The sequence below is a fragment of the Bacillus sp. FSL K6-1560 genome, assembly GCF_038592935.1.
GTDB classification, from domain to species: domain Bacteria; phylum Bacillota; class Bacilli; order Bacillales; family Bacillaceae; genus Bacillus; species Bacillus subtilis.
In genome coordinates, this window is sequence record NZ_CP151946.1 from 2,227,406 (window position 1) to 2,252,604 (window position 25,199).

Here is a 25,199-nt window from a genome sequence, read left to right on the forward strand (position 1 = left end):
CATGACAAAAGCGAATTCAATTCAGGATATTTATCCGCTGTCTTACATGCAGGAAGGGATGCTTTTCCATTCCCTCCTGCAAAAAGATTCACAGGCGTATGTTGAGCAAGCTTCTTTTACAATAGAAGGAAAAGTCAACCCGCAGTTTTTTCAAAACAGCATCAACGCTCTTGTAGAAAGACATGATATTTTCAGAACGATTTTTATCAGCCAAAATGTTTCCTCCCCCCAGCAGGTTGTTCTGAGAGAACGAAATATCATCGTCCTGGAAGAAGACATTACTCATTTAAACGAGGCGGAGCAATCACAGTTTATCGAGCAATGGAAAGAAAAGGACCGGGACCGGGGGTTTCATTTGCAAAAGGATGTGCTCATGCGCATGGCTCTGATTCAAACAGGAGAGAGCCAGTACTCTTGCATTTGGACCTTTCATCATATCATGATGGACGGTTGGTGCCTCAGCATTGTGCTAAAGGAGTTTCTGCATATTTACGCATCTTATGTAAATGCATCCCCTATAACATTGGAGCCGGTCCAGCCATACGGAAAGTATATCAAATGGCTGATGGAGCAAGACAAAGAGCAGGCGGTTTCTTATTGGGACCATTATCTTTCCGGCCACGAACAGCAAACCGTGCTCCCGAAGCAGAAAAAAACAAAGGGAAAAAGCAGGCAGGAACACGTTACATTTTCATTCTCTAAGGAAGAAAGCAGCAGACTTTCAGAGCTTGCTGCAAGAGAAGAAGTGACACTCAGTACGATTTTTCATACCATTTGGGGCATTCTGCTACAAAAATATAATAATAACGATGACGCCGTATTCGGTTCTGTCATTTCAGGAAGACCCGCAGAAATCGAAGGCATTGAACATATGGTAGGTCTTTTCATTAATACGATGCCGGTTCGGGTGCAGGGGGCAAAAACGCCATTTCTTCAACTTATAAAAGATATGCAAAAAGACCGTCTTGCCGCTGAAGCGTACAGCTACCACCCTTTATATGAGATTCAATCCCGCTCAGCTGTTAAGCAAGGGTTGATTGATCATATTCTCGTATTTGAAAACTATCCGGTGCAGCAAAAGATTCAAATGCTGAACAAACAGGAACATGCTACTGATCTTTTTCAGATTCATAATTTCACTGTCGCAGATGAAACCAACTACAGCTTTTATCTTATGGTGGCGCCAGGGGAAGAAATTCATATCAAAATGAACTATGATGCGGAGCAGCACGATCGGTCTTTTGTGCTCTCTGTCAAAGAGCATCTTCTGAATGCTGTATCACAAATCTTAAATAATCCGAATCTTCCACCTGAAGAAATCGATATCACGACAGATACTGAAAAGCGGCAGCTGATTGGAGAAATCACAGATCAAACACCAGTTTACGAAACCATCCATGCCATGTTTGAAAAGCAAGCGGAAAAGACACCAGATGCTCATGCTGTAATTGATCAAGCCTGCTCATTAACATACAGAGAACTGAATAAAGCGGCTAACAGATTGGCACGGCATTTACGAATGAAAGGCGTTGTGAGACAGGAACCCGTTGCGATTATGATGGAACGCTCAGCGGCGTTTATCACAGGTGTTCTTGGTATCTTGAAAGCAGGCGGCGCCATTGTTCCGGTTGATCCGCATTACCCTGCTGACAGAATCCGTTATATTCTGCATGATTGCGGCTGTTCGCATGTTGTTTCACAAGCGCATCTTCCCTCATCGTTAGAAGACAATTACATTATCACTCATCCAGAAGATATCGAAAGCAAAGTAGACGGCAGTAACATAAAGTCAGTCAACAATGCTGACGATCTGCTGTATATGATTTATACATCAGGCACAACAGGTAAACCAAAGGGTGTTCAATTTGAGCATCGAAACATGGCTAACTTGCTGAAGTTCGAATATACTCACTCCGGCATTGACTTTGAAGCAGATGTTCTGCAATTTGCGACACCTTCCTTCGACGTCTGCTATCAAGAAATATTTTCTGCGCTTCTGAAAGGCGGCACACTCCACATCGTTCCAGAAGACATAAAAAGAGATGTGCCTCAGCTGTTTACATTTATAAACAAGCATCAGACGAATATTGTGTTTCTCCCAACTGCTTTTATCAAAATGATTTTCAGCGAGCGAGAACTTGCGAACTCGTTTCCTGATGGCGTCAAACACCTGATCGCAGCCGGGGAACAATTAATGATTTCAGACCTTTTCCAAAATGTGTTGCGTGAACGCGGCATACACCTGCACAATCATTACGGACCTTCAGAAACTCATGTGGTATCTACGTATACCATTCATCCTGGAGACCCTATTCCTGAGCTTCCGCCAATCGGTAAACCGATAGGCTGTACTGATCTATATATTTTGAATCATCAAAAACAGCTTCAGCCATGCGGCGTACCAGGCGAACTCTATATTTCCGGCGCAAGTGTTGCCAGAGGATATGTCAATCACGATAAACTGACAAGCGACAAATTTTCATCCGACCCATTCAGGCCTGATGTGATTATGTACCGGACAGGTGATTTGGCCAGACGGCTTGAAGACGGCAACATCGAATATATCGGACGGGCAGACAATCAAGTGAAAATCAGAGGTTATCGAATTGAGCCGCAAGAAATCGAAGTCACGCTAATGAATCATCCGGACATTAGTGAGGCTGCCATTCTCATCTGGCAAGATCAAAACGGTGAACATGAATTATGCGCTTACTATTGCAGTGTACAAAAGCTGAATGCAATAGATTTACGCAGTTATATGGCTAGTGAGCTCCCAGAATACATGATTCCGGCGAAATGGATATGGGTTGACAGCATACCTCTTACCCCAAACGGAAAAGTAGATCGCGCAGCACTTCCGGAGCCAGATGCTTCAATCAGCGGAAACCCATATACTGCCCCTCGAAATCTGTTAGAGGCAAAGCTTTCGCAACTATTTGAAGATGTGCTAAAGAATGGGCATATAGGCATCCAAGACAACTTTTTTGACAATGGCGGCCACTCGTTAAAAGCAACAGTGCTTATGTCACGGATCGCAAAGGAATTCCATGTGCAAGTTTCACTTAAGGACATCTTTGCTCATCCGACTGTTGAAGGATTAGCTTTAATCATTCGAGAGGCAGAACAAAATCCGTATGCAGCAATTGAACCAGCAGAAGAAAGGGATACATATCCTGTATCTTCGGCCCAAAAACGAATCTATGTGCTCCAACAGCTTGATGAGGGTGTCGCCTATAACATGCCTGCGGTCTTAGAACTGGAAGGTGCACTGGATGTCGCCAAACTGTCTGCTGTATGTAAAGAACTGATCAGCCGGCATGAGCCGCTTCGAACTTCCTTTGTATCCGGAGCTGATGACGAGCCGGTTCAGCGTATCCACACCGAAGTGCCGTTTACGTTAAGTAAAGAGACCACTATCGAGGGATTTGTCCGTCCCTTTGATCTCAGCCAGGCGCCATTATTTAGAGCAGGCCTTATAGAAGTGTCAAACGAGAAGCATGTATTGCTGGTGGATATGCACCATATCATTTCAGATGGCGTATCCGTTCAGCTCCTAATCCGAGAATTTACCGATCTTTATGCAAACCGGCAGCTTAAGCCATTGCGGATCCAATATAAAGATTATGCCGTATGGCAGCAGAAATTTAAAAAGGGAGACTCGTACCAAAAGCAGGAGACTTACTGGCAGCAGCAGTTTAGCGGGGACCTTCCTATACTGGAGCTTCCAACAGATAAACGACGTCCGGCAGAACGGCAATTCATAGGCGGAAAAGTAACCTTTCAATTGGACAAAGAGATCACGGCCCGCATAAAGCGGCTAGCCCATAAAAACAGAAGCACGCTTTATATGACGCTTCTCGCTTTGTATTCAGCCTTTTTGTCTCGGTTAAGCGGTCAGGATGATATCGTGATTGGTTCACCTATCGCCGGACGGCCCCATGCCGACCTTGAAGCTGTTCTTGGGATGTTCGTCAATACATTGGCTCTTCGCACACGCCCGGCGGGTAATAAGACATTTGAGGAATTTCTGAAAGAAGTCAGACAGACGGCACTAGAAGCGTATGAGCATCAGGATTACCCGTTTGAAGAGCTTGTGGACAAACTCGGTGTGCAGCGGGAGATGAGCCGGAATCCTTTGTTTGACACAACGCTAGTCCTTCAGAATATGGAACAGCAAAAGCTAAAAATGAATGATGTACAGCTTCAGTGGAACGACTTGGAGCACCCAATATCAAAATTTGATATTTCCCTATACGTTACAGAGCATGATTCCGAGCTTTTCTGTCAGTTTGAATACAGTACAGCTTTGTTTGAGAAAGAAACCATCCAAAGGTGGGCCAGCCTTTTCACCACGCTTGTGGAACATACAGCTGCCAGCCCTGAAACAGAATTGGACGATATTCCAATCTTAACAAAAGAAGAAGAGCGAGATTTCATTGAATCATGCCATCTGTTTGAGGAGACGGACTATTCAATGAATCAAACGCTCCACTATGCACTCGAACAGCAGGCAGCAAAAACGCCTGATCAGGCGGCCGTTATCTTCGAAAATGGAGTGATGACCTATAAAGAATTGAACGAACAGGCTAACCGTATCGCCTGGGAGCTGATCGGACGGGGGGTAAAACCCGAAACGACTGTTGCCATTATAGGAAAGCGTTCACCTGAAATGCTGCTTGGCATTTATGGAATTCTTAAAGCTGGCGGCGCTTATCTGCCCATCGACCCGGATTATCCGGAAGAACGAATCAGCTTTCTGCTGGAGGACAGCGGTACAAACATTCTCCTGCTTCAGTCTGCCAGCCTTCATATTCCGGCATTTACAGGAGAGATTGTCTATCTCAATCAGACAAATAGCGGACTGGCACATCGTTTGTCCAATCCGAATGTGAACGTTCTCCCGCAATCTTTAGCCTATGTCATCTATACATCCGGCTCTACCGGGATGCCTAAGGGTGTTGAAATTGAACATCGATCAGCGGTGAATTTTTTGAATTCCCTACAGTCCCGCTATCAGCTAAAGCATTCAGACATGATTATGCACAAAACATCCTATTCATTCGATGCTTCAATATGGGAGCTGTTTTGGTGGTCTTATGCCGGTGCTTCTGTTTATCTGCTTCCTCAGGGAGGCGAAAAAGAACCTGAAGTGATCGCGCAGGCTATAGAAGAACAAAAGATCACAGCTATGCATTTTGTGCCTTCAATGCTTCATGTATTTTTAGAACATATAAAATATCGCCCTGTACCGATTAAAACAAAGGGACTCAAGCGGGTGTTTTCCGGGGGAGAGCAGCTGGGAACCCATCTCGTCTCCCGATTTTGCGAGTTGCTTCCAAATGTTGCTTTAACCAATTCCTACGGACCAACGGAGGCAACTGTAGAAGCTTCATTCTTTGATTGTCCGCTGCATGAAAAACTTGAACGTATTCCAATTGGAAAACCTGTTCATCATGTCAGATTGTATATCCTCAATCAAAAGCAGCGGATGCTGCCTGCCGGATGTATCGGCGAACTATACATTGCCGGAGCCGGTGTTGCCAGAGGCTATTTGAATCGGCCGTCATTAACGGAGGAGCGTTTTCTTGAGGATCCGTTTTACCCGGGTGAACGCATGTACAAAACAGGGGATGTGGCGCGCTGGCTCCCTGACGGGAATGTTGAATTCCTGGGACGGTTGGATGATCAGGTGAAAATCCGCGGCTACCGGATTGAGCCGGGAGAAATTGAAGCGGCACTAAGAAGTATAGAAGGTGTAAGAGAGGCGGCCGTTACCGTACGGACAGACAGCGGCGAGCCGGAATTATGCGCTTATGTAGAAGGGCTCCAAAGAAACGAAGTCCGAGCGCAACTTGAGAGCCTGATGCCGGGCTACATGGTCCCAGCCTATATGATAGAAATGGAACAGTGGCCGGTTACACCAAGCGGAAAGCTCGACCGAAACGCCCTGCCAGCTCCTGGCGGAGCGGCAGATGCGGAGACCTACACAGCGCCGAGAAACGTGACTGAGATGAAGCTTTCTCAGCTGTGGGAGGACGTGCTGAAAAATGGCCCTGTCGGGATTCACGACAACTTTTTTGACCGCGGGGGACATTCCTTAAAAGCAACGGCGCTTGTCTCACGGATTGCCAAAGAATTCGATGTACAGGTGCCGCTAAAAGATGTATTTGCCCATCCGACAGTCGAAGGGCTGGCTACCGTTATCCGTGAAGGAACGGACAGTCCATATGAAGCGATTAAGCCCGCTGAAAAACAGGAAACCTATCCGGTTTCCTCTGCCCAAAAGCGGATTTATGTCCTTCAGCAGCTGGAGGACGGAGGGACAGGCTACAATATGCCGGCTGTGTTAGAGCTCGAAGGGAAGCTCAACCCTGAAAGGATGGACAGAGCTTTCAAAGAGCTGATCAAGCGCCACGAGTCGCTTCGTACCTCCTTCGAACAGGACGCAGGAGGCGATCCGGTGCAGCGCATCCATGACGAGGTGCCGTTTACGTTACAGACTACAGTTCTCGGCGAACGAACCGAACAGGAGGCCGCAGCCGCCTTTATCAAACCGTTTGATCTCAGCCAAGCGCCGCTGTTCCGTGCCCAAATCGTAAAGGTATCAGATGAGCGGCACCTGTTGCTGGTTGATATGCATCACATCATTTCAGACGGTGTTTCCGTCAACATTCTGATTCGGGAATTCGGCGAGCTGTACAATAATCGGAATCTTCCGGCACTGCGCATTCAATATAAAGATTATGCCGTATGGCAAGAAGGATTCAAAACAGGAGATGCGTACAAAACGCAAGAGGCGTACTGGCTGAAGCAGCTCGAGGGCGAGCTGCCTGTGCTGGATCTTCCGGCTGATCATGCCCGCCCGCCGGTGCGAAGCTTCGCGGGTGACAAGGTCTTATTTACGCTGGATCAAGAGGTTGCATCAGGCCTTCACAAGCTGGCACGAGAAAACGGAAGCACACTGTACATGGTGCTCCTTGCGGCTTACACCGCGTTCTTGTCACGCTTAAGCGGACAGGAAGATATCATCGTCGGCACGCCAATTGCCGGCCGGCCGCACAAGGATCTTGAGCCGATACTCGGCATGTTTGTGAACACGCTGGCGCTTCGGACGCGCCCGGAGGGCGGGAAGCTATTCGTACAGTATTTGCAGGAAGTGCGTGAGACAGCATTGGAAGCCTTTGAGCATCAGGATTACCCGTTCGAAGAACTTGTCGATAAGCTTGAATTGACACGGGATATGAGCCGGAATCCAGTGTTTGATGCGATGTTAGTTGTTCAAAATAATGATTACGAGTCATTGCATCTTCATGATTTGCAAATGAAGCCGGCACAAGTTTCTCATCTCGTTTCTAAATTCGATTTGACACTACAGGCATCTGAGGGCGACGGAAACATTCATTTCCTTTTTGAATATTCAACCGCATTGTTCGAGAAAACCACCATTGAACGCTGGGCATCGCATTTAACAAATGTACTTAGCATCATCGGCAAAAACCCGGAGGTGACACTCAACCATATCGACATCCTGACCCAAGAAGAGCGGCACCAGCTGCTTAATGAGTTTAACACCGGGCAAGCGAATCAATACGGAGTTCAAACAATCAGTCAATTGTTTGAGCAGCAAGCTGCACGAACACCAAAAGCTTCTGGACTTGTCAGCGGAGACAAAACACTGACGTATCAAGAATTGGACGAGTGGTCCAATGGAATCGCACGTGCATTGCGCAACAGAGGTGTTAAGCCGGACACACCAGTAGGCATCATGATGCATCGTTCGTTCAGTATGATAGCAGCCATACTTGGTGTGTGGAAAGCAGGCGGCTGTTACGTTCCCATTGATCCTGAATACCCGAAAGAACGGAAACGCTATATCCTCAGCGACAGCGGAACGAAACTGCTGATGACAATAAATGAAGCGGATCTGGGAGTACTTGCTGACTTTGAAGGAGAGATCTTGACGATAGAAAGCGTAGAGGAAGACGACAAATCGCCGCTGCCGCAAATGTCGTCTGCCCATCATTTGGCTTATATCATTTATACCTCTGGAACGACGGGCCGTCCAAAAGGGGTAATGGTCGAGCATAAAGGTATTGCTAACACTCTTCAGTGGCGGCGAAGCGCTTATGCATTCAACGAGACAGATACCATTCTGCAGCTCTTTTCTTTCTCATTTGACGGCTTTATAACTAGTATGTTTACACCGCTTTTGTCAGGTGCAAAAGCCGTTTTGCTTCATGAAGAGGAAGCGAAGGATATTCTGGCCATTAAGCATCAGCTGTCTCGTCAACGGATTACACATATGATTATTGTGCCTGTTTTATATCGAGCCCTTTTGGACATAGTGCAGCCGGAAGATGTAAAGACACTTAGAGTCGTCACACTGGCGGGAGAAGCGGCTGACCGCGAATTGATCGACCGCAGCTTAGCTATATGTCCGCATACCGAACTCGCCAACGAATATGGACCGACAGAAAACAGCGTGGCGACTACCGTCATGAGACATATGGAAAAGCAGGCATACGTAAGCATCGGCCAGCCGATTGACGGGACTCAAGTGCTGATTTTAAATAGCAATCATCAGCTTCAGCCAATCGGTGTTGCGGGAGAGCTTTGTATAGCAGGAACAGGGCTTGCAAGAGGGTACGTCAATCTTCCAGAACTGACAGAGAGAGCATTCACGCAGAATCCACTTAAACCCGAAACACGAATGTACCGAACAGGAGACGCCGCCAGATGGATGGCCGACGGTACACTCGAATATCTCGGAAGAATCGATGATCAAGTCAAAATCAGAGGATACCGTGTAGAAACGAAAGAAATTGAATCGGTCATCCGGTGTATAAATGGTGTAAAAGACGCCGCAGTAGTTGCTCATGTAACAGCGTCAGGACAAACCGAATTAAGTGCTTATGTGGTGGCAAAACCAGAGTTGAGCACAAATGCTGTACGCTCAGAATTACAAAACAAGCTGCCGGTGTTTATGCACCCTGCGTTTATTGAAAAACTGGACTCACTTCCATTGTCACCAAACGGCAAGCTGGATCGCGGAGCACTTCCAAAACCTGTATACAACCACGAAGGTGAACGTCCATTCCTCCCGCCAGCCAGCAAAATGGAACAAATACTGGCAGATATATGGAAAGAAGTACTGGGGGCAGAAAAGATCGGAACAGCTGATTCGTTCTTTGAACTTGGCGGAGATTCAATCAAAGCGTTACAGGTATCTGCGCGGCTTCACCGGATAGGCAAGCAAATGGCAGTGAAAGATTTGTTTAGCCATCCGACCATTCAAGAATTGGCAGCTTATATCCGTGATTCAGATACAAGTTCCAGCCAAGCTCCGGTTGAGGGAGACGTACAATGGTCGCCTGTTCAAAAATGGTTTCTTTCTCAAGATATAAAAGAAAAACACCATTTTAATCAGTCCGTAATGCTGTATCGAAGCACCTCTGTACAAGAAGACGCACTGCGCAAAACGTTAAAAGCAATAACGTGTCATCATGATGCGCTGCGAATGGTGTTTACACAGAATGAACAAGGAAAGTGGGATCAATATAATCGGCCGCTCAGTCATTCGGACGACGCGTTGTACGGCCTTCAGATGATTGATTTATCAGCTCCGGACGGCACTGATGGAAATAGCACGTATGAGCCTATTATCAAACGTCATGTACTTGATATTCAGCAGAAAATGGATTTGAAGAATGGTCCGCTGCTGCAAGCCGGTCTTTTCCACACAATTGACGGTGATTTCTTATTTTTATCGGCTCATCACCTCGTCGTTGACGGCATCTCATGGCGGGTTCTGCTTGAAGATTTGGCTTTAGGGTATCGCCAAGCTGCAGGCGGGGAAGAGATTCAGCTGCCTCCTAAAACAAGCTCATTTAAAGCGTATACGAAAAAGCTCTCTGACTACGCTGAAAGCCAGCAGCTAATGAAACAGCTCAAGTATTGGCGCGAAGCCGAAGAGTATCAAACAGAGGCATTGCCTTTTGATCACATCGATGGCACTAGAGCAGACGAGGGACAACGGTCCACGATTTCGTTTACCTTAAACGAGAAAGAGACAGCAGCACTCTTAAAAGACGCCAACAGCGCATATAACACTGATACGCAGGACATGCTGCTCGCTTCTGTCATTCTTGCGCTGCGCCATTGGACCAATCAATCCGCCTTCAAACTATCATTAGAGGGCCACGGGCGAGAGGATGTATTAGAAGGAATAGATGTGAGCCGGACGGTTGGATGGTTTACCGCCATTTATCCGTTATTGGTTAAATTGAACGCAGACTTGCTAGATTCGGAAGAATACATGGTTCATGTGCTAAAAACAACAAAAGATACACTGAGACGTGTACCTAACAAAGGATTCGGCTACGGTGTCATCAAATATTTGACTCCGCCTGGCAACAAAGACATCGATTTCACAGGTGCACCAGAAATCAGCTTCAATTATCTGGGTCAATTTGAAAGCGGCCGCACAGCTGAAATACCTGAGGAGGACGCCTTCTCATTCTCTCCGCTGGGTGCCGGAGGTGATATCAGCACAACATGGAACCGTGAACAGTCGCTGGATATCAGTGCAATCGCTGCAGAAGGGAAAATGACTGTCAATATGACTTATGACACTACCCGTTTTCAGCACAAAACCATCGAACAGCTTAGCGAAACATGCCGTCAATTTTTATTACAGCTGATCGAACACTGCCAGAACAAAAGCGAAACAGAAAAAACGATCAGCGATTATGATGATCAAGAACTGACCGAGGATGCCCTGCAAGAGATTGCTGATATGCTCAGTTTTCACTAATGAAACTGTGAAGAAAGGTGCAGACACTATGGATAACATAAAAAAAATCAAGAACATTTATCCTCTGAGTCACATGCAGGAGGGAATGCTCTTTCATTCCTTCCTCCGTAAAGAGGAGGGGGCGTATGTCGAGCAGTCGCTCTTCACCATTAAAGGAAGCCTCAGCTATGACTGGTTCCAGCGCAGCATTCAAGCCATTATCGACCGCCATGATATTTTCAGAACCGTGTTTTTGCCGCACGTCCCGCATTTGTCGGGACCTCGGCAAGTCGTGATGACAGAACGTGAATTCTATTTGTACAGCGAAGACATTTCTCATCTGCCAACAAACGACCAGAATGAGTATATTGAACGCTTTAAGGAGAAGGACAAGCAAAAAGGCTTTGATCTGCAAAAAGACATGCTGATGCGGATTTCTCTATTCAAAACAGCTAAAGATGAGCATGTCTGTATCTGGAGTCACCATCATATTTTAATGGACGGATGGTGCCTAGGTATTGTTATGCAGGAATTTATGCAAATTTATCAATCGATTCATGCAGGAAGGCCGCTTTCATTAGACCCTGTCCGTCCGTACAGCACCTATATTTCCTGGCTGACAAACCGAGACAAAGAAAAAGCAGCAGCCTACTGGGATACCTATTTAAAAAACTACAGCACTCCATCACCTCTGCCTCGTGTGTCTGATAAAGAAACAAAAGAAGGTTATCACCGTGAAGATTTGATATTTTCATTAAATAAACCACTGACAGACAAGCTGAAAGAGACTGCCAAACAACACGGCGTCACGCTCGCTACCCTAATTCAGGCGGTCTGGGGCGTGATGCTGCAGCAATATAACCGCACAGACGACGTTGTGTTTGGCGCAGTTGTATCAGGAAGACCGTCAGAAATCCCGGGCGTGGAGCAAATGATAGGGTTGTTTATCAATACCATACCGATTCGAATTAAAACACATCAAGACGAAACGTTTCAAGAACTGCTCATACGATGCCAGAAAGAAATGCTGGAAGCTGAGCCGTTTACCTGCCAGCCTTTATTTGATATTCAGGCAAACACCGCATTAAAACAGGAACTGATTGATCACATTATCGTCTTTGAAAACTATCCGTTACAGCAGAAAATCGCCGATTCCGCTGATCAAACCGATTCACCGCTGCAAATCGATCAAGTTCAAGTATCCGAGCAATCAGGATATAACTTTAATCTTGTCGTTGCTCCCGGCGAAGAGCTTGTCGTCAAGTTCAGCTATAATGCATTCGTTTACGATGCTGCCTGGATCAGCTGTATCAAGAGGCAATTTACGCAAGCGCTTAGCACAGCTGCACAGCACCCTCATATGCCAATTGCTGATTTTTCTTTTCTTGATGCAACAGAAAAAGAGCAGATTGTCACACAGTTCAACAATACAAAAACGGAGTATCCAAAGAATCATACAATTATCGATTTATTTCGCGAACAAGCAGAAAAGACGCCAGACCATACCGCACTTGTGTATGGCAATATGTCTATTTCGTATAAAGAGCTTGATAAACGCTCTAATGCGCTCGCCAGAGAGTTAATTCAAAAGGGATTTCGGAAAAACGAGACAGCCGGAATATTGGCTGCACATTCTCCCGAATTCATGATCAGTGTGCTTGCCGTATTAAAAGCAGGGGGAGCATACCTCCCGCTTGATGAGGAGCTTCCGCCTGAACGAGTCAGCTTTATGCTTGAGGAAACGCAAGCAAAAATGCTGATTGTTCAAAAGGGGCTGGAGCAAAATGCTGCGTTCTCAGGAACATGTATGATTGCAGATGCGCAGGCATTGATGGGAGAGAACCATTTTCCTATCAACACCATCTCCAGTCCAGACGATCTTGCATATATCATGTATACCTCAGGATCAACAGGCCGGCCGAAAGGGGTCATGATCACGAATCGCAATGTCGTGTCCCTTGTCAGAAACAGCAATTACACGTCTGCGTCCGGTGATGACCGGTTTATTCTGACTGGATCTATCAGCTTTGACGCCGTCACCTTTGAAATGTTCGGGTCACTTTTACATGGCGCAAGCCTTCATATCATTGATAAATCGACAATGCTGACACCTGATCGGTTTGGAGCGTATTTGCTTGAAAATGACATCACAGTGCTATTTTTAACGACAGCTCTTTTTAATCAGCTGGCACAGGTACGATCTGATATGTTTCGCGGACTCCATACGTTATATGTCGGAGGAGAAGCACTTTCGCCTGCTCTGATGAATGCTGTCAGGCACGCCTGCCCAGATCTCGCGCTTCATAATATTTACGGGCCTACGGAAAACACGACTTTTTCAACCTTTTTTGAAATAAAGAGAGACTATGCGGGGCCGATTCCGATTGGAAAACCAATCAGCAATAGCACCGCTTACATCTTAGATACAAAAGGACGTCTTTTGCCAATAGGCGTTCCCGGCGAGCTTTGTGTTGGCGGTGATGGGGTCGCTAAAGGCTATTTGAACAGAGATGACATGACAAATACTGTTTTTTCTCCTCATCCTTTCTTGCCTGGAGAAAGAATTTACCGTACCGGTGATTTGGCACGCTGGCTGCCTGATGGAAACTTAGAATACATCAGCAGAATTGACAGGCAGATGAAAATTCGCGGAAAACGAATTGAGCCCGCCGAAATAGAAGCGCGCCTGTTAGAAATGGAAGGCGTTCAAGAAGCAGCAGTGACATTGAGAGAAAAAGATGGAGAGGCGCAGCTGTACACTCATTACGTCGGTGATCATAAAAAAACAGATACGGATTTTCGCGCCGATTTGGCGCGTGTGCTTCCAGACTATATGATCCCGCAGCACTGGGTGCGTGTGGAGCGGATGCCGCTTACCGGAAACGGAAAAATAGACCGCAGCGCGCTGCCTATTCCAGAAAATAAGCCTGCCAAACGACAGAACATCATATTGCCAAGAAACTTGGTTGAAGAAGAATTGGCGAACATTTGGAAGCAAGTCCTCGGTGTTAACACAATCAGTATTGATGATGACTTCTTTGCTATTGGCGGACATTCACTAAAAGCACTGCAAGTCATACATACACTCAAACATCAGCAGAACATTGACATACCGATTGATTTCTTGTTCGAACATCCGACAATCGCTCAGCTTGCCGAAAAACTTTATTCTAAACAGCTGACAGCGGCAGATGAACAGCATGTGATCAAACTGAACCAGCACGGCGCGCAAAATCTTTTCTGCTTCCCGCCGATATCGGGATTTGGCATTTATTTCAAAGACCTTGCTTTATTACTGAATGAGAAGGCAGCCGTATACGGGTTTCACTTTATTGAACAAGACACCCGCATTGAACAATATGTTAATTGCATGACGGACATACAGCCTGAGGGCCCATACGTTTTATTAGGCTACTCTGCAGGCGGAAACCTGGCTTTTGAAGTGGCACAGGCTATGGAGCGCAAAGGATTAGAAGTCAGCGACTTCATTATCGTGGACGCTTATCTAAAAGAACAGCCTTTGCCTATTGATACCGGGAATGACGAATCTGCAGCATATCTGCCTGAAGCAGTCAGAGAAAAAGTGATGAAGAAAAAAAGAAACTATCAAGAATATTGGGCACAATTGCTGAATGAAGGGCACATCAAAGCAAGCATTCATTTCATCGAAGCTGGAATTCAAATCGAAACCAGCGAGAATACAGGCTTAACGAAATGGGAAGGCGCCTGCGGAAACTACAGCGAGTACACGGGTTTTGGCGCTCATAAAGACATGCTGGAAGGAACATATGCTGAAAAGAATGCTGACATCATCCTCGACATTTTAGAAAAGATCACTTCAAATAAAGCAATCCCGCACAAACAATAGAGCGGATTCGCGGACAGAGGCATTCTCTGTCCGCTTCTTTTTTGTATCAAAGAATGGATCGATGACACTAGGGAATGATAACATCATCCTTTTTCTTGGAGGCTTGTCATGGATCATTTATCTTTTCTTACGTTTATCATGCTGATTCTAGCCAGTTACAGGCTGACACATTTGATTGTATTCGACAAAATCACAGAATTTATCCGAAAACCTTTTATGAAAAAGAAAAGGATTGTTGATCAAAACGGGCATGTAGATGAAAAAAGCGTGCCGGCTTCTAACTTTGGATACATGCTCAATTGCTACTGGTGTGCCGGTGTTTGGTGTGCCATCTTGATCGGACTTGGCTATCTTTTTTTGCCTCGTATTGCAATACCGCTGATCTTTATTTTAGCTATTGCCGGAGCACAAGCGATCCTTGAAACGGCTGTCGGTGTCGGCGTAAAACTTATTGACGTGTTAAAAAGTCTGCAAACCATGATGAATGATAAAAAGTCCTAAAAGCGGTTCACAACATGCTTTAGGACTTTTTTCGTTTATTTAGTGAGATAGACATTCTGTTAATCACCCTTTTATAGCCCGGGAATACCGTAATAGCGAATAGTGAAAGTGATGTAATGGGGGAGAAGAAACAGAATGAAGGTTTGCCAAAAGTCGATTGTCCGTTTCCTTGTCAGCTTGATCATCGGAACGTTTGTCATTTCCGTTCCGTTTATGGCCAATGCGCAGTCTGACAGGGAGCTGAGAGCCGTATGGATTGCTTCCGTATTAAATATTGATTGGCCGTCCAAAAAAGGGTTATCTGTGAAAGAGCAAAAACAGGAGTATAGCAAACTGCTGGACGATGTGCAAAAAATGGGAATGAATGCCGTTATCGTTCAGATTAAACCGACGGCTGATGCCTTTTATCCGTCAGCTTACGGGCCTTGGTCGGAATACTTAACCGGTGTCCAAGGGAAGGACCCGGGCTATGATCCTCTTGCATTTATGATTGAAGAAACCCATAAACGAAATTTGGAATTTCACGCGTGGTTTAACCCTTACCGTATTACAATGAATCATACAGATCTTAATAAATTGTCTGAGAGTCACCCGGCAAGAAAACATCCAGATTGGGTTGCCGCCTACGGAAACCAGCTGTATTATCATCCAGGCATTCCAGAAGCGAGAGATTTTATCGTCAAAGGCATTGAAGAAGTCGTAAAACATTATGATATCGATGCTGTTCATATGGATGATTATTTTTACCCTTATAAAATAGCAGGACAGGAATTTCCTGATCAAGCACAGTATGAACAATACGGAAAAGACGCTTTTTCTAATATCGATGACTGGCGGCGGGACAATGTGAACCAGCTTGTCAAACAAATCAACCAAACAATTAAAGCTGCAAAACCGTATGTCAAATTCGGCATCAGTCCCTTTGGAGTATGGAGAAACGCCGCAGATGACCCGACCGGATCGAATACAAAAGCAGGCGTCAGAAATTATGACGATCTATATGCAGACACAAGACATTGGATCCAAGAAGGCGACATCGATTATATTGCTCCGCAAATTTATTGGAGTATCGGCTTTAACGCAGCGGCTTACGACGTGCTGGCTGATTGGTGGAGCAATGAAGTCAAAAATAGACCTGTTCACTTATATATTGGCCAGGCAGCATATAAAATCAATAACAATTTTGATCCGCCTTGGTCCAACCCTGAGGAATATGTGCGGCAAATCACTTTGAACCGCCAGCTTGAACTGGTGAAAGGAAGCATGCATTTCAGCCTCAAGGACCTCAACAAAAATCCGCTTGGCATCAAAGACAGGCTTATCGCCGATCTTTACAGCAAGCCGGCACTAGTTCCGCAAATGCCTTGGCTTGACAATACCGCCCCAAAAAAACCGAAGTTTACGAAAGTCACCGAAGACAAAAACGGCAATCTTCTGCAGATTAAAGATCACCCATCAAATCAAAAAACGAAAGAAACAGCCTATTATGCGATATACAGAGCCGAAGGGAAAAAGCAGAGAACATTGCTGGCAACGCAAAGAAAAACACATGAGCAGCAAACCTTCTTAGATAACACGGCAGATCCTAACAAGAAATATACGTATTATGTCACTTCAGCAGACCGGCTTCATAACGAAAGCAAGGCTTCCAAACGAACAACAAAATAAGAAATGAGAAGGACGGCTTTCTAAGTCGTCTTTTTTTAAAAGTGATTTTGGAGACAGGAAACGATGGTAAACCGCTGTAGGCGGTGTTTGGACATTTTCCATTATTGGAATCTGAGAAGCTAGTACTAAGTAAATTCGAAGAGAAACACGTACAGGACGTGTTTTACGTTTTCATTTCTAGTCTGGTTAGGTGCCACATTATTTTTTGTGCTGTTCGGAGATGCTGTGTTGACTGATCCGGCTGAAGAAGCCTTTTTGCCGAACTTTCTTCTCTTGGGAGCGGGCACCGCTCTTGTTTTATGCTTTGTGTTCTTTCTCTATCAATCACAGTTCGAGGTGATCAAGCTAGGTATATGGGGATCAGCGGTCGGTTTATTGATTGATACGATTTCCCTTTGGAATCATCCCCTCATCTTCCCGGCTTTATCAAAGGGCCAAGTCATTGCGTTTGCGATATGGATGGTATGCGCCTACGGATTCAGTTTTAATTTTCAGACTTTTCTTGTCAGGGAATGATTATAGAACTCGCCTAATAGGATGTTACAAAGATGTGAAGGAGGAAACGATGTGAATTTTGAGCTGACAAAAGAACAACAAATGGTGCGTGAAATGGTAAAAGATTTTGCGAAAAAAGAAATTGCTCCTCACGCTGAACATGTAGATCAAACAGGCGAGTTCCCGATGCAAACATTTGAAAAAATGGGTGAACTCGGTCTGATGGGTATTCCATTTCCAGAAGAATATGGCGGATCTGGCGGTGATACGATTTCATATGCCTTAGCGGTTGAAGAAGTCGGCAAAGCCTGCGGCAGTACTGGATTAAGCTATGCTGCAGCGGTCTCGCTAGGTGCAAGCCCTCTTTACTACTTCGGAACAGAAGAGCAAAAACAGACGCATTTGACGCCGCTGGCTTCAGGCACAGCACTCGGATCATTCGGCCTGACGGAGCCAAATGCCGGCTCAGATGCAGGAGGCACTCAAACAAAAGCGATTTCAAATGGTGACGAGTATGTAATCAACGGCGAAAAGTGCTGGATCACTAATGCAAGCTACGCACGCACAGTTATTGTAACCGCCGTAACAGGCAAAAACAAAGACGGAAAAAACATCATCTCCGCATTAATCGTGCCAACTGATACACCAGGACTTACGATTACGAGCCCGTACGATAAAATGGGCGTCCGCGGTTCGAATACAGCGGAAATCTTGCTTGAAGATGTAAGAGTGCCTGCGGCCAACTTACTTGGCGATCCAACAAAAGGGTTTAAACAGTTTCTATATACGCTGGACGGAGGGCGAATCTCCATCGCTGCTCTTGCAGTCGGCATTGCCCAAGCGGCCCTTGACGCATCATTGGCATATGCGAAAGAACGAAAGCAGTTTGGACAGCCGATTTCTTCCTTTCAAGCGATTCAATTTAAGCTTGCTGACATGGCGATGGAAATTGATCTGGCACGGCAAATGGTGTTAAAAGCCGCCTGGCTGAAAGACCATAACCACCCGTTCACCAAAGAAGCGGCGTACGCCAAGCTATTCGCATCTGAAATGGCGACAAGAGCTTGCAATCAAGCCATTCAAATCCATGGAGGTTCAGGCTATATGAAAGAGTATGGGGTGGAACGGATGCTGCGGGACGCAAAATTAATGGAAATCGGTGAAGGCACATCTGAAATTCAGCGTCTCGTGATCGCCAGACAGCTTTTAAAATAAAAATGTAAACGCTTTCCTATCATTAAGAAAGGAGGAACAATGAATGGCTGAACTCATCCATTCCACAATCGGCAGGCTGCTGGAACAAACAGCTGATGCGTATCCCGATCGAGATGCTGTTGTGTATCCAGACCGAAATATCCGCTATACGTACGCTCAATTTGACAGTCTGTGCCGTCAAACCGCTAAAGGTCTTATGCGGATGGGGATTGGAAAAGGAGACCACGTCGCCATATGGGCTTCTAATATCCCTGAATGGCTTGCCGTCCAGTTCGCAACTGCGAAGATCGGAGCCGTGCTCGTAACCGTCAATACCAATTATCAAGCACACGAGCTGGACTACTTGTTAAAGCAATCGGATGCCGCCGCGCTTATTATCATGGATTCATACAGGGGCACTTCTTATCCAGACATCGTAAACAGTTTAATTCCAGAACTGCAAGAAGCAAAGCCCGGCCAACTGAAATCTGAACGCTATCCCTTTTTAAAAACGCTAATCTATATTGGCAATAAACGGTTGGCTGGCATGTATCATTGGGACGATACAGAGATATTGGCGAAAACAGTGACAGATGCTGAGCTTGAAGAGAGAATGAACAGCCTGGATAAAGACGATGTGATTAATATGCAATACACATCAGGAACGACAGGGTTTCCAAAAGGCGTGATGCTGACCCATTTCAATGTCATCAATAACGCTGCTAATATCGCTGAATGTATGGCTTTAACCTCTCAAGACCGCATGTGTATCCCGGTTCCGTTTTTTCACTGCTTTGGATGCGTCCTTGGGGTTTTGGCATGTGTATCCGTCGGGGCAGCCATGATACCCGTGCAAGAATTTGATCCCGTTACCGTCCTTAAAACGGTAGAAAAAGAGAAATGCACAGCGCTCCATGGTGTGCCTACCATGTTTATCGCCGAGCTGCATCATCCGGATTTTGATGCATATGATCTATCGACGCTCCGAACAGGAATCATGGCCGGCTCTCCCTGTCCAAGTGAAGTGATGAAAGCTGTGATTGAAAGAATGGGCATGAAAGACATTACGATCGCCTATGGACAAACCGAAGCCTCGCCAGTCATTACGCAAACGAGAGCAAATGATTCCTTCATAAGAAGAGTCGAAACAACCGGCCGCGCCCTGCCACATACTGAGGTGAAAATTGTAGAACCTGGGACATGTCAAGAAGTTCAAAGAGGCATGCAGGGAGAACTGTGCACCCGTGGCTATCACGTCATGAAAGGCTATTATAAAGACAAAGATGCGACCAGAAAAGCAATCAATCATGACGGATGGCTGTTTACCGGAGATCTTGCTGTCATGGATGAAGACGGGTACTGCCGCATCACCGGAAGATTAAAAGATATGCTCATCAGAGGCGGCGAGAACATTTATCCGCGGGAAATTGAAGAATTTTTATACCGGCATCCCGCTGTTTTAGATGTACAGGTCGTTGGTGTGCCTGACGCCAAATTCGGGGAGGAAGCTGCAGCCTGGATTAAACTGAAAGACGGTAAAAGCGTATCACCTGATGAGCTTAAAGCCTATTGCAAAGGGAAAATCGCCCGCCACAAAATTCCGCGTTATGTTATTTTTACGGATGACTATCCGATGACGGCCTCAGGCAAAATTCAAAAATATAAACTGCGAGGAAAAACGATTGAAATGTTCAACCTATCATCAAGTCAATGAGGTGAAATCATGTTTACAAAAGTACTGATCGCCAACCGCGGAGAAATTGCAATGAGAATTATCCGAACATGCAGCCGTCTCGGCATTAAAACGGTTGCGGTTTATTCAGAAGCCGACAAGGACGCGCTCCATACAAAAGCCGCTACAGAGGCTTATTTGATCGGGGAATCGAGAGTCAGTGAAAGTTATTTAAATATAGAGAGAATCATAAAGACGGCGAAAAAAGCAAATGCCGACGCGATCCACCCTGGATATGGATTGTTATCAGAAAACAGCCGATTCGCTGAACGCTGCAAGCAAGAAAACATCGTGTTTATCGGACCTTCCCCTGATATCATCGCAAAGATGGGCAGCAAAATTGAAGCGCGAAAAGCAATGGAGGCTGCAGGTGTCCCTGTGGTGCCGGGCGTTTCTGAATCCCTCGGAGATATAGAGGCAGCCTGCCGCACCGCAGGTCAAATCGGCTATCCTGTCATGCTGAAAGCTTCAGCGGGCGGAGGGGGCATCGGAATGCAGCGTGTTGAAAATGAAGAAGCATTAAAAAAAGCGTACGAGGGAAACAAAAAGCGCGCAGCAGATTTTTTCGGTGACGGGTCGATGTATATAGAAAAAGTTATTGAACATGCGCGTCACATCGAGGTTCAGCTTTTGGCCGATCAACACGGCCATACAGTACATCTGTTTGAACGTGATTGCTCTGTTCAGAGGCGCCACCAAAAAGTCATTGAAGAAGCACCGTCTCCATTTGTAGACGATGAACTAAGAATGAAGATCGGGCAAACAGCGGTAAAAGCAGCGAAGGCAATCGGCTATACGAACGCAGGCACCATCGAATTTATAGTTGACCAGAAGCAAAATTTTTATTTCCTCGAAATGAATACGAGACTGCAAGTTGAACACCCCGTGACTGAAGAAATAACAGGCCTGGACTTAGTTGAGCAGCAGCTGCGAATTGCTGCGGGCCATACACTCACATTCTCCCAAAAAGACATCCAACGGAACGGGCATGCGATAGAGGTGCGAATATACGCGGAAGATCCCAAGACCTTCTTCCCGTCACCAGGTACGATCACTGCGTTTTCACTTCCTGACCAAAAAGGAGTCAGACACGAATGTGCGGTAGCAAAAGACAGCACCGTTACCCCTTTTTATGACCCGATGATCGCTAAGATGATTGTCAAAGGCCAAACCAGAACAGAAGCAATTGAAAAACTAGAGACAGCGCTTCGCGACTATCATGTAGAGGGAATTAAAACAAATCTTCCGCTTCTCATACAGGCTGCGGCAACAAAGGCATTTAAAGAAGGGGATGTCACGACTGACTTTTTGAAACAACACCTATAAAGGAGGCAGTTGTCATGACGGTTAGCATACAAATGGCAGGAAACCTGTGGAAAGTCCACGTCAAAGCCGGCGACCAAATCGAAAAGGGCCAGGAGGTAGCCATTTTGGAATCGATGAAAATGGAAATCCCGATCGTTGCAGATAGAAGCGGAATCGTAAAAGAAGTCAAAAAAAATGAAGGCGACTTTGTAAATGAAGGAGACGTACTGCTCGAACTGAGCGATTCCACTCAATAATTTGGAGGAAGACCATGTCATATCCTAAAAAAGTGACAATCAAAGAAGTCGGCCCGCGTGACGGCTTACAAAACGAGCCCGTATGGATCGCAACAGAGGATAAAATAACCTGGATCAACCAGCTTTCCCGGACAGGGCTTTCGTATATTGAAATCACATCCTTCGTTCACCCGAAATGGATTCCGGCGCTTCGAGATGCTATCGACGTAGCAAAAGGCATCGACCGTTTAAAAGGGGTAACGTACGCGGCACTTGTCCCGAATCAAAGAGGACTGGAGAATGCACTTGAAGGAGGCATTAACGAGGCTTGCGTTTTTATGTCCGCCAGCGAGACGCACAACAGAAAAAACATCAATAAATCCACTTCTGAATCCCTTCATATACTCAAACAAGTAAACAACGACGCACAAAAAGCAAACCTCACAACAAGAGCCTACCTCTCGACTGTTTTCGGCTGTCCGTACGAAAAAGATGTCCCCATTGAACAAGTCATTCGCCTTTCAGAAGCTCTATTTGAATTTGGGATTTCTGAACTTTCGCTTGGAGATACGATTGGAGCGGCTAATCCCGCCCAAGTGGAAACTGTACTTGAAGCTCTTTTGGCACGATTCCCGGCTAATCAAATTGCCTTGCATTTTCATGATACGAGAGGAACCGCTCTGGCCAACATGGTCACAGCACTCCAAATGGGCATCACGGTGTTCGACGGCTCGGCAGGCGGGCTTGGGGGATGCCCATATGCGCCAGGTTCATCAGGAAACGCCGCAACTGAGGATATCGTGTACATGCTTGAACAGATGGATATCAAAACAAATGTAAAGCTAGAAAAACTGCTATCTGCGGCCAAATGGATAGAAGAAAAAATGGGCAAACCGCTGCCGAGCAGAAATTTACAGGTGTTTAAATCATCTTGATAAAAGGGAGGACGCATACAATGGGAGACTCTATTCTTTTTACTGTTAAAAATGAACATATTGCGTTGATCACCTTAAACAGGCCTCAGGCAGCAAATGCTCTTTCAGCGGAAATGCTTAGAAACCTGCAAATGATTCTTCAGGAAATTGAATTCAACTCAAACATCCGTTGCGTCATCCTCACAGGCACCGGTGAAAAAGCGTTTTGTGCAGGGGCAGACCTAAAGGAACGGATAAAACTGAAAGAAGATCAGGTTCTGGAAAGTGTATCTCTCATTCAAAGAACGGCGGCTTTACTTGATGCCTTGCCGCAGCCGGTCATAGCTGCGATAAATGGAAGCGCATTAGGCGGCGGACTAGAATTGGCATTAGCATGCGACCTTCGAATCGCAACTGAATCAGCTGTGCTGGGACTTCCGGAAACAGGGTTAGCTATTATCCCGGGCGCTGGAGGGACCCAAAGGCTGCCCCGGCTGATTGGCAGAGGAAAAGCAAAAGAATTCATTTATACAGGCAGACGCGTGACCGCACACGAAGCAAAAGAAATCGGCCTTGTAGAGCATGTCACGGCTCCTTGTGATCTTATGCCAAAAGCAAAGGAACTGGCCGCAGCCATTTCTGCCAACGGGCCGATCGCTGTCCGTCAGGCTAAATTTGCAATCAATAGAGGATTGGAGACAGATCTCGCTACAGGCCTTGCGATTGAACAAAAAGCGTATGAACAAACCATCCCGACAAAAGACAGGAGAGAAGGGCTTCAGGCCTTTCAAGAAAAAAGACGGGCCGTATACAAGGGAATATAAAAGGGAGGCAATGCTCATGGATTATGAAAAGGAACGAACAGAACGGGCTGAACGGATTCGAAAAGGCGGAGCGGAAAAGTATCATCAAAGCAATCGGGAAAAAGGCAAGCTCTTTGTCAGAGAGCGGCTTTCCCTTCTCTTTGACGATGACATTGAGCTAGAAGACGCTTTTTTTGCGGAATGTATGTCAGACGGGCTTCCCGCTGACGGAGTTGTAACCGCTATCGGCAAAATCGGCGGCCAAACCGTTTGCGTCATGGCGAATGATTCAACAGTGAAAGCGGGGTCATGGGGAGCAAAAACAGTTGAAAAAATCATCAGAATTCAAGAAACCGCCGAAAAATTAAACTGTCCGCTCATTTATTTAGTCGATTCGGCAGGCGCCCGAATTACCGACCAAATCAATGTCTTTCCAGGGAGACGCGGTGCAGGAAGAATTTTTTACAATCAAGTCAAATTATCGGGACGCATTCCGCAAATCTGTCTGCTTTTCGGACCATCTGCAGCAGGTGGCGCTTATATTCCGGCCTTCTGTGATATCGTCGTTATGGTAGACGGTAACGCCTCCATGTATTTAGGCTCGCCAAGGATGGCGGAAATGGTTATTGGCGAAAAAGTGTCTCTTGAAGAAATGGGTGGTGCCCGTATGCATTGCTCAATCTCCGGCTGCGGAGATATTCTTGCAGAAACTGAAGAAGAAGCCATACAGCTGGCGCGGGCTTATTTGTCTTACTTTCCGGCAAATTTTCAAGAAAAAGCGCCCATTCATGAGAAACGCCCGCCAAAACACTTCAAAACTCCGCTTGCCGACGTCATTCCGCAAAATCAAAACGCACCTTTTGATATGCATGAGCTGATTGAGCGGGTCATAGATGAAGACTCATTTTTTGAGATCAAAGCCTTATTTGCACCGGAATTATTGACGGGCCTCGCACGAATCCACGGACAGCCTGTCGGCATTGTTGCAAACCAGCCGAAGGTAAAAGGAGGCGTCTTATTCCACGATTCAGCAGACAAAGCGGCTAAGTTTATTACCTTATGTGACGCTTTTCATATCCCATTGCTGTTCTTAGCCGATATCCCCGGTTTTATGATTGGCACAAAAGTAGAACAGGCTGGGATTATCAGACACGGAGCGAAAATGATTTCTGCGATGTCGGAGGCAACTGTTCCAAAACTCTCTGTCATTGTCCGAAAAGCTTACGGGGCTGGGTTGTATGCAATGGCAGGGCCGGCATTTGAACCGGATTGCTGTCTAGCGCTCCCAACCGCCCAAATCGCCGTCATGGGCCCTGAGGCAGCTGTAAACGCTGTCTACGCTAAAAAAATCGCCGAGCTGCCAGAAGAAGAGAGAGCCGCATTTATCAGCAGCAAACGGGAAGAATATAAAGAGGACATCAATATCTACCGTCTGGCTTCAGAAATGATCATTGATGCTGTTATCCCAGCCAATTCGCTGCGTGATGAGCTGGCCAAACGGCTCAAGGCATACATGACAAAGGAAATGACATTTACCAATCGAAAGCATCCGGTTTATCCGGTGTAAAAGCAAGAACTTAGGAGCGCAAAAAAGCGCTCCTTTATATATTTACAATAACAACATTATGTCAACTAATTACATTTGTATAAAACGCTTTGTTTTTTAGAATAGTAAATAAAGGCTGCCGCAC

The 25,199-nt window shown here is 45.9% G+C and carries 13 protein-coding genes; all 13 read left to right on the forward strand.

The window, feature by feature from the left end; all coding sequences use genetic code 11:
* Position 1: 1 nt before the first annotated feature.
* Positions 2-10,813, forward strand: coding sequence for a plipastatin non-ribosomal peptide synthetase PpsD (ppsD, locus tag NYE22_RS12325; protein ID WP_342411879.1), 10,812 nt, complete (start codon positions 2-4; stop codon positions 10,811-10,813).
* Between the two features lie 7 nt (positions 10,814-10,820).
* Complete coding sequence (gene ppsE / locus NYE22_RS12330) at positions 10,821-14,660, forward strand: plipastatin non-ribosomal peptide synthetase PpsE (RefSeq protein WP_342412778.1); 3,840 nt, start codon at positions 10,821-10,823, stop codon at positions 14,658-14,660.
* A 108-nt stretch (positions 14,661-14,768) separates the two neighbouring features.
* Complete coding sequence (locus NYE22_RS12335; RefSeq protein ID WP_014476970.1) at positions 14,769-15,161, forward strand: DUF1360 domain-containing protein; 393 nt, start codon at positions 14,769-14,771, stop codon at positions 15,159-15,161.
* Between the two features lie 135 nt (positions 15,162-15,296).
* Complete coding sequence (locus NYE22_RS12340; RefSeq protein WP_342411880.1) at positions 15,297-16,829, forward strand: glycoside hydrolase family 10 protein; 1,533 nt, start codon at positions 15,297-15,299, stop codon at positions 16,827-16,829.
* A gap of 83 nt (positions 16,830-16,912) precedes the next feature.
* Positions 16,913-17,065 carry a hypothetical protein gene (locus NYE22_RS12345; RefSeq protein ID WP_128992931.1) on the forward strand — a complete coding sequence of 51 codons (153 nt, stop codon included), beginning with the start codon at positions 16,913-16,915 and terminating at the stop codon, positions 17,063-17,065.
* A complete protein-coding gene (locus tag NYE22_RS12350) occupies positions 17,055-17,345 on the forward strand; it encodes a hypothetical protein (protein ID WP_342411881.1) in 291 nt (96 codons plus the stop codon). The genes NYE22_RS12345 and NYE22_RS12350 overlap by 11 nt, the downstream gene beginning before the upstream one ends.
* A gap of 51 nt (positions 17,346-17,396) precedes the next feature.
* The gene (locus tag NYE22_RS12355) at positions 17,397-18,539 is read left to right on the forward strand and encodes an acyl-CoA dehydrogenase (RefSeq protein WP_014479960.1); all 1,143 of its coding nucleotides are present in this window, start codon (positions 17,397-17,399) and stop codon (positions 18,537-18,539) included.
* Positions 18,540-18,582: 43 nt separating this feature from the next.
* Complete coding sequence (locus NYE22_RS12360) at positions 18,583-20,232, forward strand: AMP-binding protein (protein WP_282627600.1); 1,650 nt, start codon at positions 18,583-18,585, stop codon at positions 20,230-20,232.
* 9 nt (positions 20,233-20,241) lie between these two features.
* Positions 20,242-21,576, forward strand: coding sequence for an acetyl-CoA carboxylase biotin carboxylase subunit (locus NYE22_RS12365; RefSeq protein ID WP_342411882.1), 1,335 nt, complete (start codon positions 20,242-20,244; stop codon positions 21,574-21,576).
* A 14-nt stretch (positions 21,577-21,590) separates the two neighbouring features.
* Positions 21,591-21,812: an acetyl-CoA carboxylase biotin carboxyl carrier protein subunit gene (locus NYE22_RS12370; RefSeq protein WP_014476962.1), complete on the forward strand. Its 222-nt coding sequence runs from the start codon at positions 21,591-21,593 to the stop codon at positions 21,810-21,812.
* Positions 21,813-21,826: 14 nt separating this feature from the next.
* Positions 21,827-22,726 carry a hydroxymethylglutaryl-CoA lyase gene (ldeG, locus tag NYE22_RS12375; protein ID WP_038827842.1) on the forward strand — a complete coding sequence of 300 codons (900 nt, stop codon included), beginning with the start codon at positions 21,827-21,829 and terminating at the stop codon, positions 22,724-22,726.
* 20 nt (positions 22,727-22,746) lie between these two features.
* Positions 22,747-23,529: an enoyl-CoA hydratase gene (locus NYE22_RS12380; RefSeq protein WP_015251989.1), complete on the forward strand. Its 783-nt coding sequence runs from the start codon at positions 22,747-22,749 to the stop codon at positions 23,527-23,529.
* A 10-nt stretch (positions 23,530-23,539) separates the two neighbouring features.
* On the forward strand, positions 23,540-25,075 hold the full coding sequence (locus tag NYE22_RS12385) for an acyl-CoA carboxylase subunit beta (protein WP_072175928.1): 1,536 nt from the start codon (positions 23,540-23,542) through the stop codon (positions 25,073-25,075).
* Positions 25,076-25,199 lie beyond the last annotated feature (124 nt).

What these genes read in the sequence shown, in the direction of transcription:
- ppsD (WP_342411879.1), top strand. Translation starts at nt 2, where the DNA reads ATGACAAAAGCGAATTCAATTCAGGATATTTATCCGCTGTCTTACATG.
- NYE22_RS12335 (WP_014476970.1), top strand. Translation starts at nt 14,769, where the DNA reads ATGGATCATTTATCTTTTCTTACGTTTATCATGCTGATTCTAGCCAGT.
- NYE22_RS12340 (WP_342411880.1), top strand. Translation starts at nt 15,297, where the DNA reads ATGAAGGTTTGCCAAAAGTCGATTGTCCGTTTCCTTGTCAGCTTGATC.
- NYE22_RS12360 (WP_282627600.1), top strand. Translation starts at nt 18,583, where the DNA reads ATGGCTGAACTCATCCATTCCACAATCGGCAGGCTGCTGGAACAAACA.
- NYE22_RS12365 (WP_342411882.1), top strand. Translation starts at nt 20,242, where the DNA reads ATGTTTACAAAAGTACTGATCGCCAACCGCGGAGAAATTGCAATGAGA.
- NYE22_RS12370 (WP_014476962.1), top strand. Translation starts at nt 21,591, where the DNA reads ATGACGGTTAGCATACAAATGGCAGGAAACCTGTGGAAAGTCCACGTC.
- ldeG (WP_038827842.1), top strand. Translation starts at nt 21,827, where the DNA reads ATGTCATATCCTAAAAAAGTGACAATCAAAGAAGTCGGCCCGCGTGAC.
- NYE22_RS12380 (WP_015251989.1), top strand. Translation starts at nt 22,747, where the DNA reads ATGGGAGACTCTATTCTTTTTACTGTTAAAAATGAACATATTGCGTTG.
- NYE22_RS12385 (WP_072175928.1), top strand. Translation starts at nt 23,540, where the DNA reads ATGCTCATGGATTATGAAAAGGAACGAACAGAACGGGCTGAACGGATT.